The organism is Xanthomonas arboricola (assembly GCF_002940665.1).
Lineage (GTDB): Bacteria > Pseudomonadota > Gammaproteobacteria > Xanthomonadales > Xanthomonadaceae > Xanthomonas > Xanthomonas arboricola_B.
Map to the genome: position 1 here is coordinate 217,858 of NZ_MIGY01000004.1, position 25,109 is coordinate 242,966.

Below are 25,109 nucleotides of genomic sequence, written 5' to 3' on the forward strand. Positions count from 1 at the left end.
CACGGTGTGCTGTATATGGTAAACCGGTGTCATTGGCAATGTGCAGTGCGGCAAAACCGGCCGCAGCAACGCAGCAACCCTGGGAGGGGTGAATGGAACAGACAAGCCAGATGCGCGCTCTTGCCGCGTTCTCGAAGGTCATGCGCCGGTGCATGACGGTGGTGGTGATGGGATCGCTGCTGGCCGGGCCGGCACTGGCCGCCGAAGTGCCCGGCGCCGATACCGCTGCCGAGCAGGCCAGCCGGATCCCGCTGTGGCCCAAGGGAGTTGCACCGGGAGACAAGGCGCTCAAAGAGCCACAGCGCATCGTCCAACGCAGCAGCGACCCTGCCCTGCCCGATCGCTACATCCAGCAGATCAGCACGCCTTACCTGGTGGTCTACCGGCCCAGGCGGCCGAACGGCACCGCGCTGCTGGTCACCCCCGGCGGCGGCTACCAGCGCATCGTGCTCGACAACGAGGGCAGCGCATTGGTGCCGAGCTTCGTCGACCAGGCCGGCATCACCCTGTTCGTGCTGCGCTACCGCTTGCCTGACGAAGGGCACCCGAATGGCGCCGACGTGCCGCTGGCCGATGCACAGCGCGCGCTGCGGCTGATCCGCGCCAACGCCGCCCGCTACGGCATCGACCGCCAGCGGGTCGGGGTGATGGGCTTCTCGGCCGGCGGCCATGTCGCCGCCAGCCTGGGCACCCGCTACGCCGCGCAGGTCTACCCCAAGGTGGATGCGGCCGATGCACTGAGCGCGCGGCCGGATTTTGCGCTGCTGATCTACCCGGTCATCAACATGGACAGCGCCAACGCGCACCCCGGCTCGCGCGAGCGCCTGCTCGGCAGCAGTCCCAGCGATGCGCAGGTGCGCGCGTATTCGCCGCAACTGCATGTGGATGCACGCACCCCGCCCAGCTTTCTGCTGCATGCGCAGGACGACACCGTGGTATCGGTGCGCAACAGCCTGCTGATGCACGACGCGCTGCTGCGCGCCGGTGTGCCGAGCGAGCTGCACGTCTTCCCGCAGGGCGGCCATGGCTTCGGCACCGCCAGCGGCAGCGGCCTGACCGTGGCCGCCTGGCCGCAGCTGGCCCAGGCCTGGATCGCGCATGTCGCCAAGGCGCAGCCGCCGGCATCTGCATCTGCACCTGCATCGGGACCGGCGCAGGACACCGCGCGATGACAGCGCCGTCCACGCCCGACGCGCGCCGACGCACGCTGCTGCGTGGCGGCCTGCTTGTCACTGCCGCGGCAGCACTCCCCGGCTTTGCTGGCGCCGCCGCACCCCCGCCGCCGCGCGACGACAGCGCGCCGCTGGCGCGCGTGCGTGGCGGCGCCTTGCGCGGTTATCGCGACCAGGGCATCTGCGTGTTCAAGGGCATCCCCTATGGCGGCGACACTGCCACGCGGCGCTTCCAGGCAGCGCTGCCGGAAAGCCCGTGGCAGCACGTGCGCGAGGCCAGCGCCTATGCTGCGGCGGCGCCGCAGCTCAAGGCCAGCGAGCCCACCAGCGAGGACTGCCTGTTCCTCAACGTGTGGACGCCGGGCCTGCGCGATGGCGGCAAGCGCCCGATCCTGTTCTACATCCACGGCGGCGGCTACACCACCGGCTCGGGCAGCGACCCGCTGTACGACGGCGCGCGCCTGTGCAAACGCGGCGATGTGGTGGTGATCACCGTCAATCACCGGCTCAACTTGTTCGGCTACCTGTCGCTGGCGCAGCTGGGCGATGCCGGCTTTGCCGACTCCGGCAATGCCGGGCAGCTGGACCTGATCCAGGCACTGCAGTGGGTGCGCCAGCACGCCGGCGAATTCGGCGGCGATGCCGGCAATGTCACCGTGTTCGGCCAGTCCGGTGGCGGCGCCAAGATCGCCACCCTGATGGCGATGCCGGCAGCACGCGGCCTGTTCCACCGCGCCTGGACCATGAGCGGGCAACAGGTCACCGTGGCCGGCCCGCGTGCGGCCACGCAGCGTGCGCAGTTGCTGCTGGATGCATTGAAACTTGCGCCTGGCGCGCTTGCGCGCATCCGCACGCTGCCGGTTGCGCAGCTGCTGGCTGCCGCGCAGCTGCGCGACCCCTCGCGGGTGGAAAACAGCGCGCTGTACTTCGGCCCGGTACTGGATGCACGCAATGTGCCGGTGCATCCGTTCTGGCCGACCGCACCACTGCAATCGGCCAGCATTCCGCTGGTGATCGGCAACACCCGCGACGAGACCCGCGCGTTTCTCGGCAACGACGCGAAGAACTTCGCATTGAGCTGGGACGAGCTGCCGGCCAGGCTGGAAGCGCAGCAGTACGTCGACCTGCTGCCGCAGGTGGTGATTGCCGAATATCGCCGGCTGTATCCGCACTACTCGCCCTCGGACGTGTTCTTTGCCGCCACCACCGCCGGCCGCTCGTGGCGCGGTGCGGTCGAGGAGGCCGAGGCGCGTGCACGCCAGGGCGCGCCGACCTGGGTGTATCAGCTGGACTGGGGCTCGCCGCTGGAGGGCGGCAAGTTCGGCGCCTTCCACACGCTGGATATCCCGCTGGTCTTCGACACCATTGCGCAGCCCGGCTCGCGCACCGGCGACGGCGCCGATGCGCAGCGCATGGCCGAGCAGATGAGCGAGGCGCTGCTCGCCTTCGCACGCCATGGCGACCCGAATCATCGCGGCCTGCCGCGCTGGCGCCAGTACTCGCTGCAGCACCGCGACACGTTGCTGTTCGATGTGCCGAGCCGGATGGCCAACGACCCGCGCGGCGGCGAACGGCGGCTCTACCAGCAGGCGCCCTTCGTCCAACGCGGTACGTTCTGAGCGCTTTCGTTGCGGCGGGGCGATCAGCACGTGGCCTGCGGTCGCCACACCTGTACGAACGTCCCAGACCGGGAGGTCTGCGCAGGACACGCCAATTCCGCAGCGCTGGCCGCCCCCTCCGACGAGCGCGCAGCAGTGTTTCAGTCGTTTTCGAGGTGATGCATGCGTAAGGACTGTGTTGTTGCACCGATGCTGCTGACAGCGCTGGCCGCTGCCTGCCTGCCCTTTGCCGATGCTGCCGCTGCCGCGCGGGTCGACACGCCGCTCGGGTCCGGGGCATCGACCGCCAACGTCTCTGCGCCCGCCGCGCCGGCCGCTGCGGCTTCGCTTGCCGCCAGCAAGATCGTCCTGGTCGGCGACTCCACCACCGCCGTGCAGGGCGGCTGGGGGCCGAGCTTTTGCGCGCAGCATGTGACCTCGTTTCTGAGCTGCCTCAATCTGGCGCGCGGCGGCCGCAGCACGTCCAACTACCGTGCCGAAGGTTCGTGGGAGATCGCGCTGCACGAGCTGCGCAGCGGCGGGTATCGCCAGGTGTACGTGCTGATCCAGTTCGGCCACAACGATCAACCGGGCAAGCCGGGGCGCTCCACCGACCTGGCGACCGAGTTCCCCGCCAACCTGCGCCGCTATGTGGCCGAGGCGCGTGCTGCCGGTGCGATTCCGGTACTGGTCACACCGTTGACGCGGCGGCAGTTCGCGCGCGGCCAGTTGCTGGACGATCTGGCGCCCTGGGCCGAGGCCACGCGCAAACTCGCACAGGAATTGCAGGTGCCATTGATCGACCTGCATGCGCGCAGCCGCGCCCTGGTGCAAGGCATGGGCCCGGTGCTGGCAATGCGCCTGGCGCAGCGGCCGGCCGATCCGGAGCAGGTGCTTGCCGCGCAATCGGGTACCACCATGGGCAAGACACCGGCGCAGACCACATCGACGTCAGCCACGCCTGCTGTTGCCGCTGCGCGTGCACAGGACAACGCCAGCGCCGAGCCGATGGGCCAGGCCAAGCTGGCATTCGATTACACCCATCTGGGTGCCGACGGCGCCGATCTGTTAGCGGCGATTGTCGCCGACGAACTGGCCAGGCAGGTGCCTGCGTTGCGGCCGCTGCTGCTTCCGTGATGGGTGACGTGGTGCGTGGTGCGCGACGTGATGCATCGCAAGCGCAGGCGTTTGCGATGGCACCCTCACCACGCGTGAGCCTCAGCCCAGAACAGGCACCGGTGCGTCCGCTTCGATCACCTGGTCGCGCTTGAGCTCTTCCCACACCGCTGCCGGAATCGCCACGCGCATCGAGGCCGCATTCGCATGCGCCTGCTCGGCCGTGCGCGCGCCCGGAATCACCGCCGACACCACCTTGGGTGCAGCGGCAAACTGCAGCGACACCGTGCGCAGATCCACGCCGTGGCGCTCGCAGATGGCCAGCGCCTTCTGGCGCATGGCCGGCGCCCATTCCGGTACGGTGCCGTCGTAGAGATAACGCTCGCGCCCGGCCAGATAGCCCGCCAATAGCGGCGCGCCGACCACCACCGACGCGCCATGCTTTGCGATCTTCGGGAAGGTGTCGTGCAACGCGCGCGCGTGGTCGAGCAACGAATACTGGCAGGCCAGCAGGAAGATGTCCGGGTCGGCCTCCTCGATCGCACGCAGGGCCGGCTCGGGGCGATTGACGCCAAAGCCCCAGGCCTTGATCAGGCCCTCCTTGCGCATCTTGGTCAGCTCGGGCATCGCGCCTTTCACCGCTTCGGCAAAACGCTGTTCCCATGGCATGCCGAGGTCTTTCTCGTTCTCCGGCGACAGGTCGTGGATGTAGGCGATATCGATCTGCGACACGCCCAGCCGCTGCAGGCTGTCTTCGATCGAGCGACGCACCCCGGAGGCGCTGTAGTCGTAGCGATAGTCGAAGGGCGACGGCTGCTGCCACATCGTCTTCGGCGGTTTGTCGGTGGCGGTGAGCAGGCGCCCGACCTTGGTCGACAGCACATAGTCGTCTGCAGCGTGATTGTGCAGGTGGTGCCCGGTACGGCGCTCAGACAGGCCCAGGCCGTACCACGGCGAGGTATCGAAGTACCGCACGCCCGATTCCCACGCCGCAGCCAGGGTCGCTTCGCTTTGCGCATCGCTGGTGGGCGCAAAGCCATTGCCGATTGCCACGCCACCAAAACCCAGTCGACTTGAAGGCCGATAGCGTGCGCCCTTGCTTGCGGGATTGGTCGGCAACGCGGATGCGGCGGCCTTGCCGCGCGTGGGCATCACGCTGCCGGGTGCGGAGGTTTGCGCCAACAACGGGGCGGCGGCCAATGCGGCGGTGCCGACAGCGGCGGCGGAGAGGAACTGGCGACGGGTATTCATGGAGAAATCCTTGCAACGACGCGATGCACCAGGATGGTCCCGCCTGCGTGCAGACAAGGTCAGCGCAGGGGCCGGGGGCCTACACATGCAGGCAACGAACGGCTCGCGTGCAGGTTTGCACAAGCAGGCACGTCAGCGCGGGTTGTCAGCGGTCGCTGCTGGCGGTCATCGCATGCACCGCATGCTCAGGGCATGCTGAAGTGGCCTGTGTGTCGGGCCGATGCACCTCATCGCTCGGCATTGTCCAAGAGCAGCTGACACGACATCGCAAGCGGTGGTGAGGTGGGTTCTGGCGCGCACTCAGAACTGCAGTGTACGCGTGGCACATGCCGCTTCCGAGCAGCGGCGGTGCAGTCGTTTTGCTAGCCGCTCTAGATCCCGGCGCAAATCTCCGTTGCACGGATCCAACTTGCATCAGCGTATTTCTAGCAGCTGCAGCTGCGCACGCGGCGGGCCACCGCCCAGCCACAGCGTGCCCACGCTGATCGGCAGGCTGAAGCGACGGGGGCCGGCGCTGCCCGGATTGATGTACAGCACGTCGTCGCGCGTGTGTATCGATGGCTTGTGCGAATGCCCGCAGATGATCACATCTGCAGCAACACCCGCCGCCAGCGCTTTCAGATCGTGCAGCACATGGATCCGCACGCCTGCGAGCAGCAGATCCAGCGTTTCCGGAAGCTGCGCTGCCCACGGCGTGTTATCGATATTGCCGGCGATCGCATGCAGCGGTGCCAGCGCCTGCAGCGCAGTGAGGATCTCCGGCTTGCCCACATCGCCGGCATGGATGATCGCCGAGCAGCCCTGCAATGCAGCCACCGCCTCGGGCCGCAGCAGGCCATGCGTGTCGGAGATCAGGCCAATGCGTAAGGCGACAGCCGTCATCGGGTGTGGGCGAAGGTGGCGGGCGATCAGGATGCACTGCCGGGTGAGGCCGTTGCGTCAACGGGCCAGGTTGTTGGGCCAGCAGCATGGCCAGCGACCAAGCGCGACGCCGCAGGTGTTGTCCGGCACACCGTGGCGTACCGGGCATCAATCGGCGCGGTGCATCGGGCGCATGTTCCACGCCCAGACGCTGTTGGGGTCGCCCTGCAGTCCGCGCCGCCTGCTCGCACGCGCCAGTTGCCAGTACGCCCATGCCAACACCAAGGCGATCAGGTCCACGACCAGCACCGTCGCGTCCTGCCACGGCAGCACCACGCCATGTGCCGAAACACAGCTGGCCAGCGGAATCAGCGCCGTGAGGACAGCGCAGGCCAGCAAGACCTCGTACGCACCACGTGCGGTGGGGCGGACCAGCGCCCACACCAGCACGGCCGCGAAGACCGCGTAATAGACATAACGCTCCTGTCCTTGCGCAAGCAAGCGTGCGGCGATGAACAAGGCGGAGATGCCGGCGACGCTGCCCAGGCAGACGCCGATGGTCAGGCGCGCCATCGCGTGGGTGCGGCGCGGTTGATCCACCAACCGACGCTTGCGGCGTGTCTCGATCCACAACAGGTTGCCGCTGTAGAACAGGAACGCACCGCCCAACCCGAGCAGGAAATACAACCACTGCACCGGCGCATGCCCGAAGTTGCCGAAGTGCAGCCCTTGCAGCCCGCGCAAGGCAGCCGTGCCTGTCGACATCGTCGCTGGCTCGAGCACGCGCAGGACCTGGCCGGTTGCCGCGTCCAATGCCACGCCACCGAGCGTGTTGAGGCGGCGCTGATCGTGATGGCCATACACTTCCGCGCGTGCATTGGCATCGCCTGCATCGTGAAACCCGATGCTCTCCGGTACAAAGCCCGAGCTGGCCGCGCGCGCCTTGTCCAGTAGCACCTCCAGCGGCAACACCGGTGCCGCACGCCTGGCCGCTTGCACATGGGGCGTGAGTTCGAACTCCGGTGCGAGGATCTTCATCAATTTGCCGTCGAACACCAGGAACTGGAACGGCGCCAGCAGCAGCACCCCGAGGCACAACACCGCGCCGGACCAGGCAAAGATCACATGGAACGGCAGCGACAACATGCCGACCACGTTGTGGGCGTCCTGCCACAGCCGCTTGAGGTTATGGCCCGGCCGCAGCGCGAACAGGTCCTTGAAGAACACCGGCGCGTACAACACCACCCCGCTGAGCAGCGCCAGCCCGTACAGCACGCTCACCACGCCGAACAGATAGGTGCCGAACGCGCGCGGCAGGCCGGCGGTGAAGTGCAGGTCGTAGAGGAAGTCGGCAAAGCCCACGCGCTGCGGCAGTTCCAGCAGGCGGCCATCGGCGGCCTGTTGATACTGCCGCATGCCGCCACTGGCCTCGGCCTGCGGCCCATGCCAGTACAGCCGCGGAGTCGGCCCGTGCTCGCCGGGCAGCAGCACCAGGAAGGATTCGGCCACCTGCGGATGCCGTGCGATCACCGCATCCAGCAGGGTCTGCGTGGCGGCGACGGGATCTGCCGGCGCACGCTGTGTGACAGGCGGCGTGGCCTGCCAGCCGCTCAATTGGTGCGTGAACACGGTGATGGCGCCGGCATAGAAGGCAATGAACAAGGCCATGCCGGCCAACAAGCCCATCCAACTGTGGACCGACAGAAACGCGCGCAAGGTCGATGCTTTCATGCACCCAGCTCCGTCCAGCCCAATGCCTTGATGCCTGCAAGCGCGAGGTAGCACAGCAGCGTCAACCCACCGAGCACCACCCAGGCGCGCGCTGCGCTGCGAAACGCGAACGGCAGCGCCATCGCACCCACCCATGCCGGAAACATCAGCAGCAACCATGCCAGCGTGTAGCTCTGCTGCGGCCCCGGCAGCAACAGGGCGCACAGGCCCACCACGCCGACTGCCAGCGGCAGGCCCAGTACCACCGCGGCCAGCCACCTAGCCCACATCGCGCACCTGCCTGCGTTGCGCACGCGCCTGCTGCCAGGTATCCAGATACGGCAGCGCCACCGCCACCAGCATCAGCGCCGTGACTGCGGCGAAGACGCCGGCCCAGATTCCCAATGCCTGCATGGCGCAGCCCAGCGACAGCAGCAGCGATGCGCTGGCGCCGATGCGTAGCGCGCGCGCCGACAGCCGACGCTGCGGCCACAGGCGCTGATGCCGTGTTGCCAGGTAGAACGCCAGCGACGACGCCGCAGCGGTGAGCAGATAAAACCAGGTCATCAAACCGCTCATGCCTGCGCCTGCGTTGCATCGGAGAACGGCAACACACCGAGCTGCACCGGCCACATGCCGCCATGCCGCGCGCCGACACACAGCGAACGTGCAACCCACACCAGTGCATGCGCGCATCCAGCGATGCGCACCACATGGGTAAACGGCTCAACCATCGAAGAAGTCACCGCCATCAAGACGCCCACGCACAACACTCCCGTACACACGGTCGACGGAAGGCATGGCGGCGGCTGTGCCCGGCAGCCCTTCCCGGGCTGCCTACGTAGCGGCTAACACCCCTGTTGCGAAGCCCGGTGGGCGCCTGCAGCGAAGTGTTGGCCGCTCTACGGCGCGCAATCTAACAGGTGCCACAGCGCCGGACCAGCGGTCCGGCGCCGTGTGCGCTGCATCAGCCCTGCGGCGTCAGCACGATGACGCCCAGCGGCGGCAACAGCAGCGGCAGGGAGTGCGCGTGGCCGTGCATGGACTGCTGCTCGGCGCTCACCACACCGCCATTGCCCAGATTCGCACCGCCATAGATGCCGGCATCGCTATTGAACACCTCGCGCCACTGGCCGCCCTGCGGCACGCCGATGCGGTAGCCGTGCTGCACGATCGGGGTGAAGTTGATCACCACCAGCACTGGCGCATCGCCGCGTTTGCCTTTGCGCAGGAACGCGACCACGCTATTGGCCGCGTCATCGCCGACCACCCAGGCAAACCCGGCCGGGTCGTCGTCCTGCGCGTGCAGCGCGGGGGACTCGACATACAGCCGATTCAGGTCGCGCACCAGGGTCTGCACGCCGCGATGGCGCGGGTCGTCGAGCAGGTGCCAGGGGATGCCGCCGTCGTGGTTCCACTCGGTGGGCTGGCCGAACTCGCAGCCCATGAACAGCAACTTGCGCCCCGGGTGGGTGAACATGTAGCCCAGGTAGGCGCGCAGGTTGGCAAAGCGCTGCCAGTCGTCGCCCGGCATGCGGCCGAGCAACGAACCCTTGCCGTGCACCACTTCGTCGTGCGAGATCGGCAGCACGAAGCGCTCCGAATACGCGTAGACCATGCTGAAGGTCAGCTCGCCATGGTGGTACCGGCGGTAGATCGGATCCAGCGCCGCGTAATGCAGGGTGTCGTGCATCCAGCCCATGTTCCACTTGTAGTGGAAGCCCAGGCCGCCGTGCGCCACGTCGGCGGTGACGCCGGGGAACGCGGTGGATTCCTCGGCAATCATCACCGCACCCGGCGTGTGCTCGCGCACCACCTCGTTGAGCCGGCGCAGGAAGGCGATGGTCTCGTAGTTCTCGCGCCCGCCATGGATATTGGGCACCCACTCGCCGGCATTGCGGCTGTAGTCGCGGTACAGCATCGAGGCCACCGCATCCACGCGCAGGCCGTCGACGTGGAAGCGCTGCAGGAACTCCAGCGCACTGGCGATCAGGAACCCGGACACCTCGCGCCGCCCGTGGTTGTAGATCAGCGTATTCCAGTCGCGGTGGAAGCCTTCGCGCGGGTCGGCATGTTCGTACAGCGCGGTGCCGTCGAAATGCGCCAGGCCGTGGGCGTCGGTGGGGAAATGCGCCGGCACCCAGTCGACGATCACGCCGATGCCTTCGCGGTGGCAGCGATCGACGAAGCGGGCAAAGCCATCCGGCGAGCCGAAGCGCGCGGTCGGCGCGAACAGGCCCAGCGGCTGATAGCCCCACGAGCCACCGAACGGATGCTCGGTCACCGGCATCAGCTCCACGTGGGTGAAGCCCATATCGGCCACGTAGGGAATCAGGCGGTCGGCCAGACCATCCCAGTCCAGGTCCATGCCTTCTTCGCGCAGCCAGGAACCGGCGTGGATCTCGTAGATGCTCATCGGCGCGTCGTGCGCCTGACGGCGCGCGCGCGTGGCCATCCAGCCGTCATCGCTCCACTGATGCGGGGTGGGGTCGGCCACGATCGAGGCAGTGCCCGGCGCCAGCTCGGCACGCCGCGCCACCGGGTCGGCCTTGGCCGGCAACTCGTTCCCCTGCGGGCCGCGTAGCTGGTACTTGTAATGCGCCCCCGGGCCGACGTCGGGCACGAACAGCTCCCACACGCCGGACTGGTGCCGCAGCCGCATCGGATGCCGACGCGCGTCCCAACTGTTGAAATCGCCCACCACCGCCACGCGCGTGGCATTGGGCGCCCACACCGCAAAGCGCGTGCCGCGCACGCCGTCCACCTCGACCGCGTTGGCGCCGAGCGCATCGGCCAACTGCAGGTGATGGCCTTCGCTGATCAGGTGCAGGTCGAAGTCGCTGAGCTGCGGGCCGAACGCATACGGGTCGGCGGTATCCTGCTCGCCGCCTGGCCAGCCGATGCGCAGGCGGTAGCCGCCCTGCGCCGGCAACGCGCCAGCGAACAGGCCCGGCTCCGGGCCCGCCTCCAGCGCGATGACCTGGCCGTCGTCGAGCACGGCATTGACGTACGCGGCGCCCGGTTGATAGGTGCGCAGCACCCGACCGCTGTCGGTCGGGTGCGCGCCCAGGATGGCGAATGCGTCGCCATGGCGTGCCTCGGCCAGGGCGCGTGCCGCGCCGGGATCCCATCGATTGGTCACTGCTGTCATCACTCCACTCATCATGTGTCTCCCGCACCAGCGCGCGCACGGTGCAGGATGCGTCGCAAGCCCTCGATCGGCACCATCAACCAGCCGGGGCGGTTGGCAGCCTCGTAGCGCACCTCGTAACAGGCCTTCTCCACCAGGAACAGCAAGGTGGCCGCGTTGAACGCTGCCGGTGCGATCCACGGGTGCGTACTGGCATTGAGCACGGCATGGTACGCGTCCAGAAACGCCTGTGTGGAACGGCGGCGGAACTGCACCAGGAACTCGTCCAGATGCGTGTCCACGCCCACGCCGGCGCGCGCGGCGGTGCCTTCTTCGCCGCGTGCCGACACTTCGCTGGCGTAATCGAGCGAGCGCAGGAAACCGGCCACATCGCGCAGCGGGCTGGCCTTGGCGCGCCGCTCGGACAGCGGCTTGGCCGGCTCGCCTTCGAAGTCGATCAGCACCACATCGTCGAAGGCCACCAGGATCTGGCCCAGGTGGAAATCGCCGTGCACACGGGTCAGCAAGGAATCGGCCAGCACGCTCGGTGCCTGGGCGAGCAAGGCATCCAGCTGCGGGCGCTCGGCCAGCACCGCCTGCAGCGCTTCGCGTTCGGTCGCATCGTCGCTGCCGGCCAGGCGTGCATTGACCGTGTCCCACATCTCTTCGACCTGGCGTGCGACGCAGGCCACCACATCGTTGGCGGTCGGAAGATCGATACGCTGCGGGGCGAAGTCGGCATCGTCGGTGTCGCGCGACAAGGCCTCGTGCAACTCCGCCAGGCGCTTGCCGACCACCGCGGCGAAGGCGTCGTAACCGGCGATGGCCTCGGCACGCGATTCGTCGGTCTGCGCGGTGGCGTACTCGTCGAAGCTGCGCGCCAGATGGTCCAGCGTCCAGCGCCAGGCATCGCCCTGGTTGCGGATGAAGCCCTGCAGCAGTGCGATCGTGGTGATGGTGCCCTGCGCATCGATGCGGCTGACGCTGCCCAGCAAGGGCGCGGCATTGGCATAGCCCATCTCGGTCAGGCGACGGCCGATCTCGATCTCCGGGTTGGCACCGTTGGCCACATGCCGCAGCAGCTTGAACACCGCCTTGTCGGCGACCACCAGCGAGCTGTTGCTCTGCTCGGCCGACAGCCAGCGGATGTCCGGATCCTGCGGGATCTCCAGCGTGGCCAGCGCCGGTGTCGCTTCGAAGCGCACCTGCCCCTGCTGCGAGACGTCGTCGCCATCGCAAAAGTCCAGCGCGGCGTTGTCGCGCAAGGCGTCGATCACCCCGCGCACCATCGGCTTGAGCGCGAAGGCATCGGTGAGGTAGCCCACCTCGCGGCCCTGGCGCACGCGCGCCAGCGCAAGCTGCTCGGCCAGCGTGCTGGGCTGGTCGCGCTCCCACACGATGCCCACCGGCAGCATGTAGCTCTCGTGGCGGCCATCCTCCAGCTCCACCTCCAGCTCCAGCAGGCTCATCGGCTCGGCGCCCGGCAGCGGCGTACGGCGCGAGATGCGCACGTGCTTGAGCGCCTGATCCTTGGCCGAGAACCAGCGCCGTGCCGACAACCAGGCCGGCAGGATCTCCGCTTCCAGTGTGGGCAGATGCGGCAGCAGCGCATTGCTCTCGTCGGTGTCGCTGCGCAACACCAGCGTGCGGTAGTCCGGCAACGGCACCGGGCTGGGCACATGCCAGTCCGGCAAGGTGCCTTCGCTGACCAGCTGGAACGCGTAGAAGCCGAACGGCGGCACGGTGAGCAGATAGGTCAACCGCCCGACCGGCGGGAAGCTGCCGCCGCCGATGATGTCCACCGGCACGCGGCCCTCGAACTCGGACAGGTCCAGCTCCACCGCCTGCAGCGTGTGCGAGAGGTTGGCCACGCACAGCACCGTCTCGTCCTGGTAGCACCGCAGGTAGGCCAGCATGCGGCGGTTGCCCGGATACAGAAAGCGCAGGCTGCCGCGGCCGAAGGCCTGGTAGCGCTTGCGCACACTGAGCACGCGGCGGGTCCAGGTCAGCAGCGAATGCTGGTCGCGGATCTGCGCTTCCACATTCACTGCCTGGAAGCCGTACAGCGGGTCCATCACCGGCGGCAGCACCAGCTGCGCCGGATCGGCGCGCGAGAAGCCGCCATTGCGGTCGATCGACCACTGCATCGGCGTGCGCACGCCATCGCGGTCGCCCAGATGGATGTTGTCGCCCATGCCGATCTCGTCGCCGTAATACAGCACCGGCGTGCCGGGCATGGTCAGCAACAGGGAGGTCATCAACTCGATGCGGCGGCGGTCGCGCTCCAGCAGCGGCGCCAGCCGGCGCCGGATGCCCAGGTTGATGCGTGCGCGGCGGTCGGCGGCATAGGTCTGCCACAGATAATCGCGCTCCGAATCGGTGACCATTTCCAGCGTCAACTCATCATGGTTGCGCAGGAAGATCGCCCACTGGCAGCTCTCCGGAATCTCCGGGGTCTGGCGCATGATGTCGGTGATCGGGAAGCGGTCTTCGCGCGCGATCGCCATGTACATGCGCGGCATCAGCGGGAAGTGGAACGCCATATGGCATTCGTCGGCGTTCTGGCCGAAGTACTGCTGGGTGTCTTCCGGCCACATGTTGGCCTCGGCCAGCAGCATGCGGTCCGGGTATTCGGCATCCAGGGTGGCGCGGATCTTGCGCAGGATCGCATGGGTTTCCGGCAGGTTCTCGTTGGAGGTGCCGGAGCGCTCGATCAGGTACGGCACCGCATCCAGACGCAGCCCGTCCACACCGCGGTCCAGCCAGAAGCGCATCACTTCCAGCACCGCTTCCAGCACCGCGGGGTTGTCGAAGTTCAGGTCCGGCTGGTGCGAGTAGAAGCGGTGCCAGAAGTACTGCCCGGCCACCGGGTCCCAGGTCCAGTTGGATTTTTCGGTATCGCAGAAAATGATCCGCGTGCCTTCGTATTCCTGGTCGGTGTCCGACCACACATAGAAGTCGCGCTCCGGCGAGCCGGCCGGCGCAGTGCGTGCGCGCTGGAACCAGGGGTGCTGATCGGAGGTGTGGTTGATCACCAGCTCGGTGACGATGCGGATACCGCGTGCATGCGCCTGCGCCACCAGCTGCTCGAAGTCTTCGATGCTGCCGTAGTCCGGATGCACCGCCATGTATTCGGCGATGTCGTAGCCGTCGTCGCGGCGCGGGCTGGGGTAGAACGGCAGCAGCCAGATGGTGTCCACGCCGAGTTCGGCGATGTAGTCCAGCTTGGAAATCAGCCCCGGAAAATCGCCGATGCCATCGTCGTTGGAGTCGAAGAACGACTTGACGTGCACCTGGTAGATGATCGCGTCCTTGTACCAAAGCTGGTCTGCAACCACCGCGGACTGTTCCGCGTCGGCTTGTAACGATGGGACTGCATTCATGCGACCTCTCCTGCGCGGATGCGCCATAACGCGAACGGCCGCGTCGCCTCTAAACGGATGTGTTGCTGTTTTCCCTGCCATGTGAAGCGATGGCCGTCCCACAGGTCGTCCACCGCCACGCTGGCGTGATCGGGCAGGCCCAACTCCCACAATGGCACTTCGATTGCGACGTCCTGCGCAGCGTTGGGGTCCAGGTTGATCGCCACCAACACCATGCTGCGGCTGCGCGACAGGTAGCCGGCATCCAGGAACTTGCCGAAGTACAGCACCTGGTCGTTGTGCGCCTGGTAGAAGCGCGTGCCCAGGTGCGACTGCAGCTCCGGGTGCATGCGGCGCAGCTGATTGAAGCGGGTGATCTCATCGACGATGTCGCCGGGCGCACGCTCGGGCCAGGCGCGCAGCTGGAACTTCTCCGAGTCCAGATACTCTTCCTTGCCCGGCGCCAGCGGCGTGGCCTCGCACAGCTCAAAGCCCTGATACATGCCCCACAGCCCCGACAGCGTGGTCGCCAGCGCGGCGCGGATCAGATGCCCGTTGCGCCCGCTGGTCTGCAGGAACAGCGGATTGATGTCCGGCGTGTTGACGAAGAAGTGCGGGCGGAAGCATTCGCGCGGCACGCCCTGGTTCAACTCTTCCACATACTCCTGCAACTCGTGCTTGTGGTTGCGCCAGGTGAAGTAGGTATAGGACTGCGAGAAACCGCACTTGGCCAGGCGGTACATCATCTTCGGCCGGGTGAAGGCCTCCGACAGGAACACCACATCCGGCCGGCGCCCGCGGATATCGGCAATCAACCACTCCCAGAACGGGAACGGCTTGGTATGCGGGTTGTCGACGCGGAACAGCGTCACGCCCTCGTTGACCCAGAACAGCACCGCATCGCGTAGCGTGTTCCACAGGTCCGGCACCGCGCCGCTGGCATAGAAGTCGACGTTGACGATGTCCTGGTATTTCTTCGGCGGGTTCTCCGCATACGGAATCGAGCCATCCGCGCGCCAGGTGAACCAGTCCTTGTGGTCCTTCAACCACGGGTGATCCGGCGCGCACTGGATGGCGAAGTCCAGCGCCACTTCCAGCCCATGCGCACGTGCGGCCTGGATCAACCTGCGGAAGCCCTCGAGCCCGCCGAGCTCGGCATGCACCTCGGTATGCCCGCCATCGGCCGCGCCGATCGCATACGGGCTGCCCGGCTCGCCATCGACCGCGGTGACCGAGTTGTTGCGGCCCTTGCGATTCTTCGCGCCGATCGGGTGGATCGGCGGCATGTACAGCACGTCGAAGTTCATCGCGCGGATATGCGCCAGCCGCTTGATCACATCGTCGAAGCTGCCGTGCCGTTGCGGATCGCCGCTTTGCGAGCGCGGGAACAATTCGTACCAGCTGGCGAAATGCGCCGCGCGCCGCTCGGACTCCACCCGGAAGGTCACCGGCGTCTCGGAGCGGAACGGCTTGTCGTCGGCTGCTGCCATCGCCTGCGCGGTGTCCGGCTCCAGCACGATCGCCAGCTGCTGCAGCGGCTCGCTCTGCGCACCGATGCGGGTGAGGACGGCCTGCAGGCGCTCGGCCAAGGCACCGCTGCTGCGTGCATGCGCGGCCTGCACCACGGCCACCGCTTCCTGCACGTCCACCGGCAGCACCGTGTTGGCGGCGCGCTTCTTTTCCAGGTCCGCATGCAAGGTGGCGAACACATCGCGCCAGCCTTCCACCCGGAACTCATAAGTGCCGATACGCTCCAGCGGGAACTCTGCACGCCAGCGATCGTTGCCCAACGCACGCATCGGCGCGCTGACCCAGGTCTTGGCATCGGCCGGGCGCCACAGCACCGCCACCGCGATGCGGTCGTGCCCATCGCAGAACGCATCGGCTTCCACGCAAATGCGGTCGCCCACGGTGCGCTTGACCGGGAAGCGGCCGTTATCGACCGACGGGGTCACCGACTCGATGCACACGCGCGGCCAGGCGGCCGCGGTCTGCGGGCGCGGACGCATGCGCGGCACCGCCAGCACGTGCCGTGCCGGCACGCTGCGATAGACCCGCACCTCGCCCGGCTCCAATGCTTCCAGCGTCGCGCCGGAGAGCGTGCTGCCATCCTCGCCCACCAGTGCTTCGGCATCGCCGAGCAGGCGCAGCAGATCCGGCGCCGGGACCGGCACCACATGATCGGCATCGCCATTGATCAACAGCAGCGACGGCAAGCCACCCAGCGGCTCGATCGCCACCGCCGTCAGGCCAGTGCCCTCGCGCAGCAGCGGACGCAACCGCAGGCCGGCATTGCTGGGCGGCACGCCATCGCGGGCCCTGATCGACAAGGGCACTGTCTCCAGCTGCGTCTCGTCCAGCAGCCACGCCCCGCCCAGTGCCTGGGCCAGTTGCCAGTGCTGCCCGGCAGTGGCCGCACGTTTGCCATCGGGCGCGCCCACCACTGCGACAACCTGCGACGCCAACGCGCGCAGTGCCGTGTCTTCGTCGAAGAACCAGCTGCCGCGGCCGTCCCACCATGCGAGCGAGGAGAACGCCACATCGAACCCGGCACCGGCCAGTTGCTGCAAGGCCTCGATGCCCAGGCCCGGCGTCCACGCCGCAAACACCACCTCCGGTGCCTGCGCATGCACGCGGGCGATCAACTCGCGCCAGCGCTGCGCCGGCACCTGCTGCGGCTGCAACAGGCGGAAGCCGGCCACGCCCTGCGATGCCCAGTCCAGCAAGCGCGCGCTCCACCACTCCACCAGCGCCGCACCTTCCTGCGCATAGGTAAAGCGTGCCTCGGCCACTTCGGGCGTGGCGCGCGGCTGGCGCGGGTCCGGCACCGCCGTGCTGCGTGCGCGGAACCACTGCGGGTTGTCGCGCACCACGGCGCTGGCGCCGCCCACTTCATCCAGGCGCACATCGAGCAGCAGCTTCACGCCGGCCCGGTGCGCGGCCTGCACCACCTCGCGCAGACGCTGCGCGTCTTCCTCGCCGGTGGTGGCGACCTCGCTTAGCCGGCCTTCGGCGTCGCGTGCAAATGGCGGCGCGAGCACCACATGGTCAAAGCCCGCCTCACGCGCCGACTTGCAGCGCTGCTCCAGCCCGGCCTGCTCGCCGGTTGCCTCATTGAGAACACAGATCCGCATGGCGCCCCCTCAGCAGACCACGGCGCGCGCACGCACCGTGACAAAGGAGACGACGCGGGCCGACCTACCCCGCAGATCCACCGGCGCTCGGTCACGACGCACCAGTCCAACTCCCGTCCGGATCGACCCCTGCCTACTCAAGGCCTGGTCGACCCTTTCTACCGTGACTGCACTCATGCGCAACTCCGCAACGATTCTTGACCGATGCAGTCAAGCACCCCCACTGCGAATTTCATGTGTCGGTGGAATTGACGAAAATCAAACAAGCGCGGCAGTGGTGAGGGCTCAGGCAGCGCTGGCCAACTCCCAAGGGTTGTAGGCTATGGCCTCAACCTGCAGGGAGAGCAAGGATGCGCAGCTACGTCATGGCGGCACTGTTGGCCATCGCCACAATTGCAACGGCAAAGGATCAGAGGCTGAGCCCGAGCCGTGCCGGAGAGATCGTAGGGCTTTGGCAAGACGTCAGCGTCAACGACGACATCGTCAAGGAGGACTACGCCGGCTTCGTCCAGATCGTCGACCTGGACAAGGATGGAGTCGATGAGATCGTCTATCTGAGTTCTTCGTACTGCTCGGGTTCCACTTCCGACTGCCCCAACAGCATCGATGTATTGCGCAAGCACCCACCCAGGAAGGCACCCAACGTCAGTGCTCCGACCGACGAATGGCGAACCAGGGCACGCAGGACCGGTTACACGCCAGACGCCAGCGAGCAGATTCCTGGCGAAGTGATGACTCTTGCAGTCCAGGGCAACCGCATCGAGGTCGTGTTCGTCGTGCAGGAGAACTCGCCGATCTGCAAACGGGAACAACCCAATCCGGACGGGTCGCAGCGCTGTCCCGCCCCCGGCCGCTACAGCTGGACGTACACCTGGAAGCCAGGCGCGTTGACGCGCATTACCGACGCTGACAGCCACGAACCACACGTCCCCAAGGCCCATTTCCCCGAGCAGCTGCGAGGTGCCTGGGTCACCGCGGGGGTCGTCTGCCGCGACGCCGAGACAGCGGACCCCAAGCACCTCATCCAGTTCGACTGGGATCACATGACCGGCAAGGGCGAAGACCTCTGGCCCAACGCGGTCACGCTGCTGGCACGCACACCATGGACATGGCGCATCATCACCGCGTCTGCCAACGCGTCTAAGAAGGACGTTCCTGCGGTCTTCGTCCTCAGCCAGATGGAAGATCGCCTCATCATTGCGGAGCAAACGCGCGTCAGAACCTTCGATCGGTGCCGCTGAGCAGGAGGTCGCTTGCCATCACGTTTGCGGCAACGCGAAGTGGGCTCGAACGCATCGCCAGAGAACGTTTGATCGACGTCCGCGCAGGTCCCTGAAGCTCAAAATGGCGACGTCGCACTCACTCGCCGCTTGCAGACCAGGCGTGGCAGACCGGCGATCTGCCACGCCCACGCTCACATTGCCTTCTTGATGGCTTCCGCCTTCGCCAGGTGCTGCTCGACGTGCGTCTTGGTCTCGGTCAGGTGCTGCTTCACCGGCTCGGTCGACGCCACCGTCATCATCTGCGTCTCGATCAGCTGCAGCGCGTCCTTGTGCCCGGCGATCATTGCATCGATGTAGGCCGCCGCGTAGTCCTTGCCGGACTTCTGCCCCAGCGTGGACAGGTCCTGCTCGCCCTTGCTCTCCAGCTTCTTGACGTCCGGGGTTCCGCCCAGCGTTCCCAGCGCCTTGGTCTTTTCCAGGTTCTCGGTGTGCTCTTTCTCCATCATCTTCGCGTAGTCCAGCACCGCGCCGGTGACCTTCTTGTCCTGCGCCTGCTTCGCAGCGGCGATCTCGTGGTTATCCACCGCCCCGAGCAAGCCAAGGGCGATGTCGTCCCCGGAACTCACGCGTGCCGCGCCTTCAGGCGCCGGGCTGGCTTCGCCAACAGGCGGCGTGGTCGGGGTCGCCGCGCCACCGGTCGGCGTCGGCTCGGTGGACGCGGCGGGGGCCGCGGCCTCCTTGTCGGCATTCGGCTTGCAGCCAGCGAGCGCCAGCGCCGCGACGATGGACAGGACCAACAGTGACTGTTTCATGCTCCACTCCCTCTCGATTGGAGACAGCAGCATCTGCCTGCCCAGGTGAAGGAGACTCATACACGCCCATTGCGTTATTCGGACGTAGGCATCGCCCGCGGAGCGAATGCGCAACGCCGCACCATGTGCGGCACCACGCCGCAATCGGCGGCACGCGCTTGCGCGCAGGCGTGGACCTGGACGTGGTCAGCGCGGCTGTGGCATGCGTGGCGTGTGGTGGCACTTTCCCGCTGAAAGACAGCCCGGTTTGCCGCACACTACCGCGCCACATTTGGAGTCATTGCCATGCACAAGGCCTGGATACTTGCCCTGTTGGGCGTTTCGCCACTGGTCCACGCCGCGGCTGCCGACGACGATGCCACCTGCCGCAATGGGGTGTTCACCAGCGCCCCGGTGGCGTTCTCACTCGGCAAGGTCATCCCGCCGCGCCTGTACCTGCTCAAGGACACCGATGGCTGCCCGGACACGGGCGGGGCCGCATGCCAGGGGCGCGCCTACGTGGTCAAGAACGATATCGTCCTGACGGCGCAGCGCCGCAATGCCTACGTCTGCGTGCTCTATCCCAACAAGGGAGGCGGCAATGCTGGCTGGGTCGCACAGTCCAGCCTGCAGATGCAGCCAAGCGCGGCCACACCCACACCGCAGGCATGGAACGGCCACTGGCACGACGGCGACAACACGCTGCAATTGACCACCAACGCAGACGGCAGCATCACCGTCAACGGCGATGCGTACTGGCCCAGCGCCTTTCCCGACCCGGAACAGACGCCGGGCGGCCCGCATACGGGCTCGGTCACCGCACGCGGCTATCCAGAAGGCAACCGCGTCGAGGTCAACGAGGACACGTGCAAGGTGCGCCTGCAATTGCTGGGCGACATGCTGCTGGCCGACGACAACCTGGAATGCGGCGGAATGAACGTTTCCTTCGGCGGGGTGTACCGAAAGAAGTGATTGCAAGCCTAGTCACCCCGGTGCGCCGCACGCCTGCAGGGGAAGGCGCACAGGTGGTTGCGCGACCTCCAACCACTGGCCCATCCCAATGCAGCCCTACACGCCCCAGCCAGCGGAAGCAGGCACGCCATCAACCACGGCGCGGCATAAAGCCGATGCGAGGCGGCATAGTGCCGTTCCCGGTGGCCTGCGACGACCAGAACGGGTTCGGCTCGCTCGATCCCGCAATAAGTCCAATGGATGGTGATAGCAGCAGGACGTGCCAGAAGACCTTGTCAGGGGTGACGCACCGCGTAGACCGGCGTCATCTATCATTGCCGATTGCTGTTTTGAAGGAATTGCGTTGAGACGTTCCGCCACGCGCCCGCTGCGCGCACTCCTGTTTCTTTCCGTGGCGTTGCTTGCCGCTTGCAGCACAACCAACACCACCCACAAACCGTTGCCGCCATCGGCGGGCAATCCTGGCGACACAAGTTACTGCATCGGGCGTCTTGCCGTGACGCCCAACCTGCCCCTGCATTTTCTGGGAAGTTCCGCGCAGTTTTACTGGGGCGACATCGATACCTACCGCGAAGACGCGGTCAGCTATGCGCAGCGCCTGCTGACCGCACAAGCGCCGGCCAGCGATGGCAAGGTACGCCAGCTGATCAAGCCGGTGGAAACGCTGTCAAAGGACGATGGCAAGGTCATCGTCGCACACGCGGAAGACGCGTTGCCGCTCGACCCGAACGTCGTACAGGTCACCGGCTTCGCCCATCGCGACGGCACCACCTTTCGCTTCCAGAAGACGGCGATCAGCCGCCTGCAGCACATCACCGAACGGCGCACCAAGGAAATCCTGGCCTCGATCACCAGCAGCGCATCCCCCTTCCCGCCAGCGGCACAGTCCCAGCAGGGGTTTTGCGTCATGCACGGCACCGTCAATCTGGCACCCGGACACGACTGGCACGAGGCATCCAGAGTCGAGGGAGAATTCACCCTGCAGGAAACGCGCTACCGTTTCAGTCTGCGTTCGCGCTACCTGCGCTCGCTGTCGTTGAACGAACAGGAAGTGACAAACCAGCGCGATCTGTTGCTCGCACTGGCGGGCGCCGTACCGGACTCCCGCCTCGCGCCGATCAGTGAACTGTCGGGCGCTGACGGCAATCCATCGCAAGGCAGCGCCAGCCTGCTCGAGATGACGACAGCCGACGGCAAGCAACAGGTCTATGAGTGGCACATGCCGGCCGTTAATACAGCACCCAATACCCCGGCAACGTTTCTCTACATCTGGCCAGCGTCCGGGCAAACGTCAGCGCAGGACCAGGCCAACTTCAGGCACTGGGTCGTGGCCCATCCGCAGCAGGCGACACCGCTGTTACAGATAAAGCCGATGGCCAGCAACGGTGAACATCAACAGGCGACGCCAGCAGTAGAAGAGAGCAGGCTGGTGTACCGGATGCAGCTGCATTACCACGGCGACCAAGCTGCCGGCGGGCGCCATTACGTGATCTACAAGGATGGCCAGAAAGTCGACGATGGGCGCAGCGATGCCAACGGATTCACCAAGGCACACAATGCCGATTACGACCAGATATGGACAACCAAGGTGCTCAACAAATGAGTCCCTGCTTCGGTGCACCAGCCAAATCTCAAGACCTGCAGTACGTGCAGGCGCTCAGCGTATCCAACCAATGGTCTGACCGATGTAGCACCTTCCCCGCATAACCAGGTGCCCACCCGTCACTTCCGTCTCAAACTCATGAACCGTGTCACCGGGCTGCATGGCGCTTCGTAATTCGGTTTCCTCCTGACTGTGCGGACCTAGCGCCGTAGCTGCCGCTGGAGGAGCAAGCGCTCGCCCCATCTTCTTGATGCCTGCAGGTAGCGGCTTACAGATGCCAGGTGTAACCAGGGGCGGCCGATGGGTCGCAAGCACTACACAACCGGCCACTACGCCTGCGAGTGCAAGTAGCCAGAGCAGGAAACCAGTAGGGCTTGGTCTGTATGCCATAACTATCTAGTGTCTCCAATCAACGCAGAAGGCCATGAAATCCTCGTCCCTTTTGCTTACCAGGAAACCTGCAATCTGCTGTATCGAGACGACAAAGCTCTCTCCTCACCGCAAGCACAGCAAATCTCGATTCACTCCTACTTACGATGCGCCGATGACGTAGGAAGACGGGGTGACAGGCGAGCATGGTGTGATAGCCGGGACGTAAGTGCTGCAGCGAGGCAATTCCTACCTGAGCGAGTTGTCAGGCGCTCCGTTGATGCTTCCCAGCAAGAAATGCAATTGCCTCTGGATCCTGGCTAGTGATGTGATCCGTGATATGAAACACCTCCTTGCACCACGGGTGATTCAGTGCCTGGGCCCGGTCGAGCACGGCCCCAAGAAACGTTGCTTTGGACCATGGCGACTCTGCGGCATCGGTGAGCCCAACGTTATACGTCCCCTCGGTGGCCCAGAGGCGGAACGGAAATGCAATGCGATCTGCTGGCGAGGCCGATTCACCCCACTCGCCGAGGCTGATCAAACCGCTTATATGCTCCGGTTCGTGCCCGGGCGTGTACTGAAGGTAGTAAACAGCGTGCGCGTTACCGTCATCTGTAACGAAACGCGTGAGGCGAATGGTCTCTTTCCCGCAGCACTCGCAGGAGGAAACGCTTGGTGGTTCAAACTCGATTGCGATCATATATTTTTGGCGCCTGACACCAGAGGTACGTCGCGCCGCACAGTGGCGACGGTATGGGTATGAATGCGTCGTCAGAGAGATCCCAGTGAATCCTTACTTCTCATTCCCAAGTCATGCAATGCGCGTTCGACGTGTCAGGCCTCATATTGCACCGGACAAGGAACTGAAGACGGCGGACGGCGCCTGAGAAAGGCAGGCAACCAGAGCCGACCGGCCTGGGGGACCCCCGGGTCCAAGTGACGCATGCGACACAATCAACATGGAACCTGCCCAATCCAGGCCAAACCTGCCAGTACCATGGTTGATATAGGCTGCACGTAGCAGATAAGGCTTGGTATGGGCCGGGCATGCAAAATCAGGGCGGCCAAACGAGGCCATGTCACTTTGCTCTTGAGCCAGGAAGGCGGCATCTGCAAGCAAGGCTTCTGCGTTCGACAACATTGGCCCTGAAACCTCAAAAAACGCACTTTCGGGAATCGCAGTCCAATCGCGCCAACTGCCGGCCGAATCAGGCACGCGCTCCAGCCAAGCTTTGGGGACGGCAGCGGCGGCAGAGGACGATAGGAATATCAATAGAAGTTTCGCCAGATACGTCATGAGGGATAAGCTCCTGAATTGAACCGCGTCGCGAGGTGGGTTCGGCTTGAATGAGTTGTCAGGCTTTCCAGGAAAGGAGACCAGCAGCGATAAGCTTGAGACGCACCATGGCCTCATCGGTGCCGAGCCTGCAGGCCTTGCCATAGCTGGCACGACTCTCGGGGGTCTCAGGATGGATGTGAGCCAGGACGGTCTCGGCCAGTGCGCGATGTGGAGCTACGCGGGCTGCCAGCCGGCCTAGCAGCGCCTGGCCTGCAGCGTCGGACTCATGCCCGTCCAGTGCGTATGCCCAGTAAAAGTTATCGTACGCTGCACAGAAAGCTCCGAACGACAACGCACCGGCAGCACACTGCCGCACCAACGCATCGTGGTGATCGAGGGCGAGAACAAGTTCCGGCTCTGATGGGTAAGTGACCATATGCTCCAAAGGACCTAATGCCCGCGTCACCTCGCCGTCGCCGTGGAGGCAGTGCCGCTCACGTTACCTGCCATGCGACCGCCTGGATAGCGCCTCCAGCGCCTGTAGGTCACGCGTGGTCTCCAGTGGTGCGGTCCTTGAGCAACTGCCAAGCATAAGAGGCTGGGAACCGCTCGCGTATACCAACAGATCGGAGCCCAAGAGTGGAACGAAACCATCACTGACAAAATTGATTGAATCTTCCGCTGTTGCCTGGACACGGTCTCCTGGCTTCAGCTGACCTTTCCAGACCTTCAGCACGCGAAGCTCGACGAGCCGCACAGCATCACGACCAAAACCGGGGGCCGCATAGCTCCTCTCAACATGCGCAGAGAACACGTGCTGAGCAGAGGAGTAGGCCTGCGCCGTGGATTGCTGCCCACCGCATGAGATGGCCACGGCAGGCGCAGCGACGGCGAGGCAAGCAATGAGAACGGCGACTTTCAGCATGCTGCCCACCAGGTGAATAGATCTGTGCCACGCCTGGATAGTTTAGCGCTCAACAAGCGTGAACTCATCGCCGACCGTGGCAAATGGCTGGCCCAGCTGGAGCGCCCCACGCGCATCACGCGAGTGCGGTACGAAGACTTCGACTGTCTCGCCCGATACGTGCGCCAATCGCGTACAGATTGCATCCGTCATGTCCTCTTGTCCGGGTGGCATCACAGACATCTCCATGCAGATGCAGGCGGCCCGGATGGCGCCAATGCGGGCAGATTGCGAGAAGGACGCTTGAAGTAGCTTAACCATCTCCGCCGATATGGAACGTTCAACCCCAAGGTCACCAGCCACCTGAGCAATCGTCCCATCTGGACGCATCAAGACACCGAATGGGATGAACTCGCCATGTGCCATCAGCATGTACTCGGCAAATCCACGCGCCTCGTTACAGAGGGCATTCAGATCTTCCGAAGCCACACTACCGTCCTGATCCTGCCTGGCACGGGAATGCGACAACACGAACGCCTGGCGATGCTCTGGTCGCCGTCGACTGCTATCGGTGATCGAATCCATCGCCTGACAGCTTTCATGCGCCACGTCGACAGCCACACAGCGGCCC

General features: G+C 65.7%; 20 protein-coding genes and 1 other RNA gene. 6 read left to right on the forward strand and 15 right to left on the reverse strand.

The annotated features are described in order from the left end of the window. The first annotated feature begins 92 nt into the window (after positions 1–92). The 3 genes from XarjCFBP7645_RS20820 (at position 93) to XarjCFBP7645_RS20830 (ending at position 3,907) form a co-directional block, all read left to right on the forward strand. On the forward strand, positions 93–1,172 hold the full coding sequence (locus tag XarjCFBP7645_RS20820; RefSeq protein WP_104538979.1) for an alpha/beta hydrolase: 1,080 nt from the start codon (positions 93–95) through the stop codon (positions 1,170–1,172). Beyond that, the gene (locus XarjCFBP7645_RS20825) at positions 1,169–2,791 is read left to right on the forward strand and encodes a carboxylesterase/lipase family protein (protein WP_104538980.1); all 1,623 of its coding nucleotides are present in this window, start codon (positions 1,169–1,171) and stop codon (positions 2,789–2,791) included. The genes XarjCFBP7645_RS20820 and XarjCFBP7645_RS20825 overlap by 4 nt, the downstream gene beginning before the upstream one ends. A gap of 189 nt (positions 2,792–2,980) precedes the next feature. Further along, positions 2,981–3,907 (forward strand): rhamnogalacturonan acetylesterase, encoded by a 927-nt coding sequence (locus XarjCFBP7645_RS20830; protein WP_425512817.1) that lies wholly within the window; start codon positions 2,981–2,983, stop codon positions 3,905–3,907. A gap of 81 nt (positions 3,908–3,988) precedes the next feature. Here XarjCFBP7645_RS20830 and XarjCFBP7645_RS20835 read toward each other — a convergent pair whose 3' ends face one another. The 10 genes from XarjCFBP7645_RS20835 to XarjCFBP7645_RS20875 form a co-directional block, all read right to left on the reverse strand. Continuing rightward, positions 3,989–5,137 carry an aldo/keto reductase gene (locus XarjCFBP7645_RS20835; protein ID WP_104538981.1) on the reverse strand — a complete coding sequence of 383 codons (1,149 nt, stop codon included), beginning with the start codon at positions 5,135–5,137 and terminating at the stop codon, positions 3,989–3,991. A gap of 252 nt (positions 5,138–5,389) precedes the next feature. Next, positions 5,390–5,465, reverse strand: a non-coding RNA gene (locus tag XarjCFBP7645_RS20840) — sX9 sRNA. Between the two features lie 86 nt (positions 5,466–5,551). Then, on the reverse strand, positions 5,552–6,019 hold the full coding sequence (locus XarjCFBP7645_RS20845) for a metallophosphoesterase family protein (RefSeq protein ID WP_104538982.1): 468 nt from the start codon (positions 6,017–6,019) through the stop codon (positions 5,552–5,554). A gap of 147 nt (positions 6,020–6,166) precedes the next feature. After that, positions 6,167–7,729: a PepSY-associated TM helix domain-containing protein gene (locus XarjCFBP7645_RS20850; RefSeq protein WP_104538983.1), complete on the reverse strand. Its 1,563-nt coding sequence runs from the start codon at positions 7,727–7,729 to the stop codon at positions 6,167–6,169. Then, positions 7,726–7,998 (reverse strand): hypothetical protein, encoded by a 273-nt coding sequence (locus tag XarjCFBP7645_RS20855; protein ID WP_104538984.1) that lies wholly within the window; start codon positions 7,996–7,998, stop codon positions 7,726–7,728. The genes XarjCFBP7645_RS20850 and XarjCFBP7645_RS20855 overlap by 4 nt, the downstream gene beginning before the upstream one ends. Continuing rightward, positions 7,988–8,287 carry a hypothetical protein gene (locus XarjCFBP7645_RS20860; protein ID WP_104538985.1) on the reverse strand — a complete coding sequence of 100 codons (300 nt, stop codon included), beginning with the start codon at positions 8,285–8,287 and terminating at the stop codon, positions 7,988–7,990. The genes XarjCFBP7645_RS20855 and XarjCFBP7645_RS20860 overlap by 11 nt, the downstream gene beginning before the upstream one ends. Beyond that, entirely contained in the window at positions 8,284–8,442 is a 159-nt protein-coding gene (locus XarjCFBP7645_RS21790) for a hypothetical protein (protein WP_166775291.1), read from the reverse strand. Before XarjCFBP7645_RS21790 ends, XarjCFBP7645_RS20860 begins: the two co-directional genes overlap by 4 nt. A 233-nt stretch (positions 8,443–8,675) precedes the next feature. Next, positions 8,676–10,859, reverse strand: a complete 2,184-nt coding sequence (gene glgB / locus XarjCFBP7645_RS20865; RefSeq protein WP_104539022.1) for a 1,4-alpha-glucan branching protein GlgB — start codon at positions 10,857–10,859, stop codon at positions 8,676–8,678. An 11-nt stretch (positions 10,860–10,870) separates the two neighbouring features. Further along, complete coding sequence (gene treS / locus XarjCFBP7645_RS20870; RefSeq protein WP_104538986.1) at positions 10,871–14,221, reverse strand: maltose alpha-D-glucosyltransferase; 3,351 nt, start codon at positions 14,219–14,221, stop codon at positions 10,871–10,873. Next, positions 14,218–17,334 (reverse strand): maltotransferase domain-containing protein, encoded by a 3,117-nt coding sequence (locus XarjCFBP7645_RS20875; RefSeq protein WP_047124517.1) that lies wholly within the window; start codon positions 17,332–17,334, stop codon positions 14,218–14,220. The genes treS and XarjCFBP7645_RS20875 overlap by 4 nt, the downstream gene beginning before the upstream one ends. A gap of 350 nt (positions 17,335–17,684) precedes the next feature. Between XarjCFBP7645_RS20875 and XarjCFBP7645_RS20880 the strand changes: the two genes are divergently transcribed. After that, entirely contained in the window at positions 17,685–18,575 is an 891-nt protein-coding gene (locus XarjCFBP7645_RS20880) for a hypothetical protein (RefSeq protein ID WP_104538987.1), read from the forward strand. A 173-nt stretch (positions 18,576–18,748) separates the two neighbouring features. Here the strand turns inward: XarjCFBP7645_RS20880 and XarjCFBP7645_RS20885 are convergent, their stop codons facing one another. Next, positions 18,749–19,369: a DUF4142 domain-containing protein gene (locus XarjCFBP7645_RS20885; RefSeq protein ID WP_104538988.1), complete on the reverse strand. Its 621-nt coding sequence runs from the start codon at positions 19,367–19,369 to the stop codon at positions 18,749–18,751. A gap of 285 nt (positions 19,370–19,654) precedes the next feature. Between XarjCFBP7645_RS20885 and XarjCFBP7645_RS20895 the strand changes: the two genes are divergently transcribed. Together XarjCFBP7645_RS20895 and XarjCFBP7645_RS22050 are read left to right on the forward strand one after the other, a co-directional pair. Beyond that, on the forward strand, positions 19,655–20,320 hold the full coding sequence (locus XarjCFBP7645_RS20895) for a hypothetical protein (RefSeq protein ID WP_104538990.1): 666 nt from the start codon (positions 19,655–19,657) through the stop codon (positions 20,318–20,320). Between the two features lie 259 nt (positions 20,321–20,579). Continuing rightward, positions 20,580–21,923: a hypothetical protein gene (locus tag XarjCFBP7645_RS22050; RefSeq protein ID WP_258079596.1), complete on the forward strand. Its 1,344-nt coding sequence runs from the start codon at positions 20,580–20,582 to the stop codon at positions 21,921–21,923. A 634-nt stretch (positions 21,924–22,557) separates the two neighbouring features. On the opposite strand, the gene XarjCFBP7645_RS20910 is transcribed toward XarjCFBP7645_RS22050, so the two are convergent. The 4 genes from XarjCFBP7645_RS20910 to XarjCFBP7645_RS20925 all read right to left on the reverse strand — a co-directional run bounded on the left by XarjCFBP7645_RS20910 (position 22,558) and on the right by XarjCFBP7645_RS20925 (position 25,063). After that, positions 22,558–22,995, reverse strand: coding sequence for a hypothetical protein (locus XarjCFBP7645_RS20910; protein ID WP_104538991.1), 438 nt, complete (start codon positions 22,993–22,995; stop codon positions 22,558–22,560). Positions 22,996–23,136: 141 nt separating this feature from the next. After that, on the reverse strand, positions 23,137–23,592 hold the full coding sequence (locus tag XarjCFBP7645_RS21525) for a hypothetical protein (protein WP_146096401.1): 456 nt from the start codon (positions 23,590–23,592) through the stop codon (positions 23,137–23,139). Positions 23,593–24,073: 481 nt separating this feature from the next. Beyond that, positions 24,074–24,499 (reverse strand): hypothetical protein, encoded by a 426-nt coding sequence (locus XarjCFBP7645_RS20920; RefSeq protein WP_104538993.1) that lies wholly within the window; start codon positions 24,497–24,499, stop codon positions 24,074–24,076. Between the two features lie 42 nt (positions 24,500–24,541). Further along, positions 24,542–25,063 (reverse strand): hypothetical protein, encoded by a 522-nt coding sequence (locus tag XarjCFBP7645_RS20925; protein WP_146096402.1) that lies wholly within the window; start codon positions 25,061–25,063, stop codon positions 24,542–24,544. Positions 25,064–25,109: the final 46 nt, after the last annotated feature.

Excerpts from the sequence above, each read along its gene's own strand:
- XarjCFBP7645_RS20820 (WP_104538979.1), top strand. The coding sequence starts at position 93 with ATGGAACAGACAAGCCAGATGCGCGCTCTTGCCGCGTTCTCGAAGGTC.
- XarjCFBP7645_RS20825 (WP_104538980.1), top strand. The coding sequence starts at position 1,169 with ATGACAGCGCCGTCCACGCCCGACGCGCGCCGACGCACGCTGCTGCGT.
- XarjCFBP7645_RS20830 (WP_425512817.1), top strand. The coding sequence starts at position 2,981 with ATGCTGCTGACAGCGCTGGCCGCTGCCTGCCTGCCCTTTGCCGATGCT.
- XarjCFBP7645_RS20835 (WP_104538981.1), bottom strand. The coding sequence starts at position 5,137 with ATGAATACCCGTCGCCAGTTCCTCTCCGCCGCCGCTGTCGGCACCGCC.
- XarjCFBP7645_RS20845 (WP_104538982.1), bottom strand. The coding sequence starts at position 6,019 with ATGACGGCTGTCGCCTTACGCATTGGCCTGATCTCCGACACGCATGGC.
- XarjCFBP7645_RS20850 (WP_104538983.1), bottom strand. The coding sequence starts at position 7,729 with ATGAAAGCATCGACCTTGCGCGCGTTTCTGTCGGTCCACAGTTGGATG.
- XarjCFBP7645_RS20855 (WP_104538984.1), bottom strand. The coding sequence starts at position 7,998 with ATGTGGGCTAGGTGGCTGGCCGCGGTGGTACTGGGCCTGCCGCTGGCA.
- XarjCFBP7645_RS20860 (WP_104538985.1), bottom strand. The coding sequence starts at position 8,287 with ATGAGCGGTTTGATGACCTGGTTTTATCTGCTCACCGCTGCGGCGTCG.
- XarjCFBP7645_RS21790 (WP_166775291.1), bottom strand. The coding sequence starts at position 8,442 with ATGGTTGAGCCGTTTACCCATGTGGTGCGCATCGCTGGATGCGCGCAT.
- glgB (WP_104539022.1), bottom strand. The coding sequence starts at position 10,859 with ATGACAGCAGTGACCAATCGATGGGATCCCGGCGCGGCACGCGCCCTG.
- treS (WP_104538986.1), bottom strand. The coding sequence starts at position 14,221 with ATGAATGCAGTCCCATCGTTACAAGCCGACGCGGAACAGTCCGCGGTG.
- XarjCFBP7645_RS20875 (WP_047124517.1), bottom strand. The coding sequence starts at position 17,334 with ATGCGGATCTGTGTTCTCAATGAGGCAACCGGCGAGCAGGCCGGGCTG.
- XarjCFBP7645_RS20880 (WP_104538987.1), top strand. The coding sequence starts at position 17,685 with ATGCGCAGCTACGTCATGGCGGCACTGTTGGCCATCGCCACAATTGCA.
- XarjCFBP7645_RS20885 (WP_104538988.1), bottom strand. The coding sequence starts at position 19,369 with ATGAAACAGTCACTGTTGGTCCTGTCCATCGTCGCGGCGCTGGCGCTC.
- XarjCFBP7645_RS20895 (WP_104538990.1), top strand. The coding sequence starts at position 19,655 with ATGCACAAGGCCTGGATACTTGCCCTGTTGGGCGTTTCGCCACTGGTC.
- XarjCFBP7645_RS20910 (WP_104538991.1), bottom strand. The coding sequence starts at position 22,995 with ATGATCGCAATCGAGTTTGAACCACCAAGCGTTTCCTCCTGCGAGTGC.
- XarjCFBP7645_RS21525 (WP_146096401.1), bottom strand. The coding sequence starts at position 23,592 with ATGACGTATCTGGCGAAACTTCTATTGATATTCCTATCGTCCTCTGCC.
- XarjCFBP7645_RS20920 (WP_104538993.1), bottom strand. The coding sequence starts at position 24,499 with ATGCTGAAAGTCGCCGTTCTCATTGCTTGCCTCGCCGTCGCTGCGCCT.
- XarjCFBP7645_RS20925 (WP_146096402.1), bottom strand. The coding sequence starts at position 25,063 with ATGGATTCGATCACCGATAGCAGTCGACGGCGACCAGAGCATCGCCAG.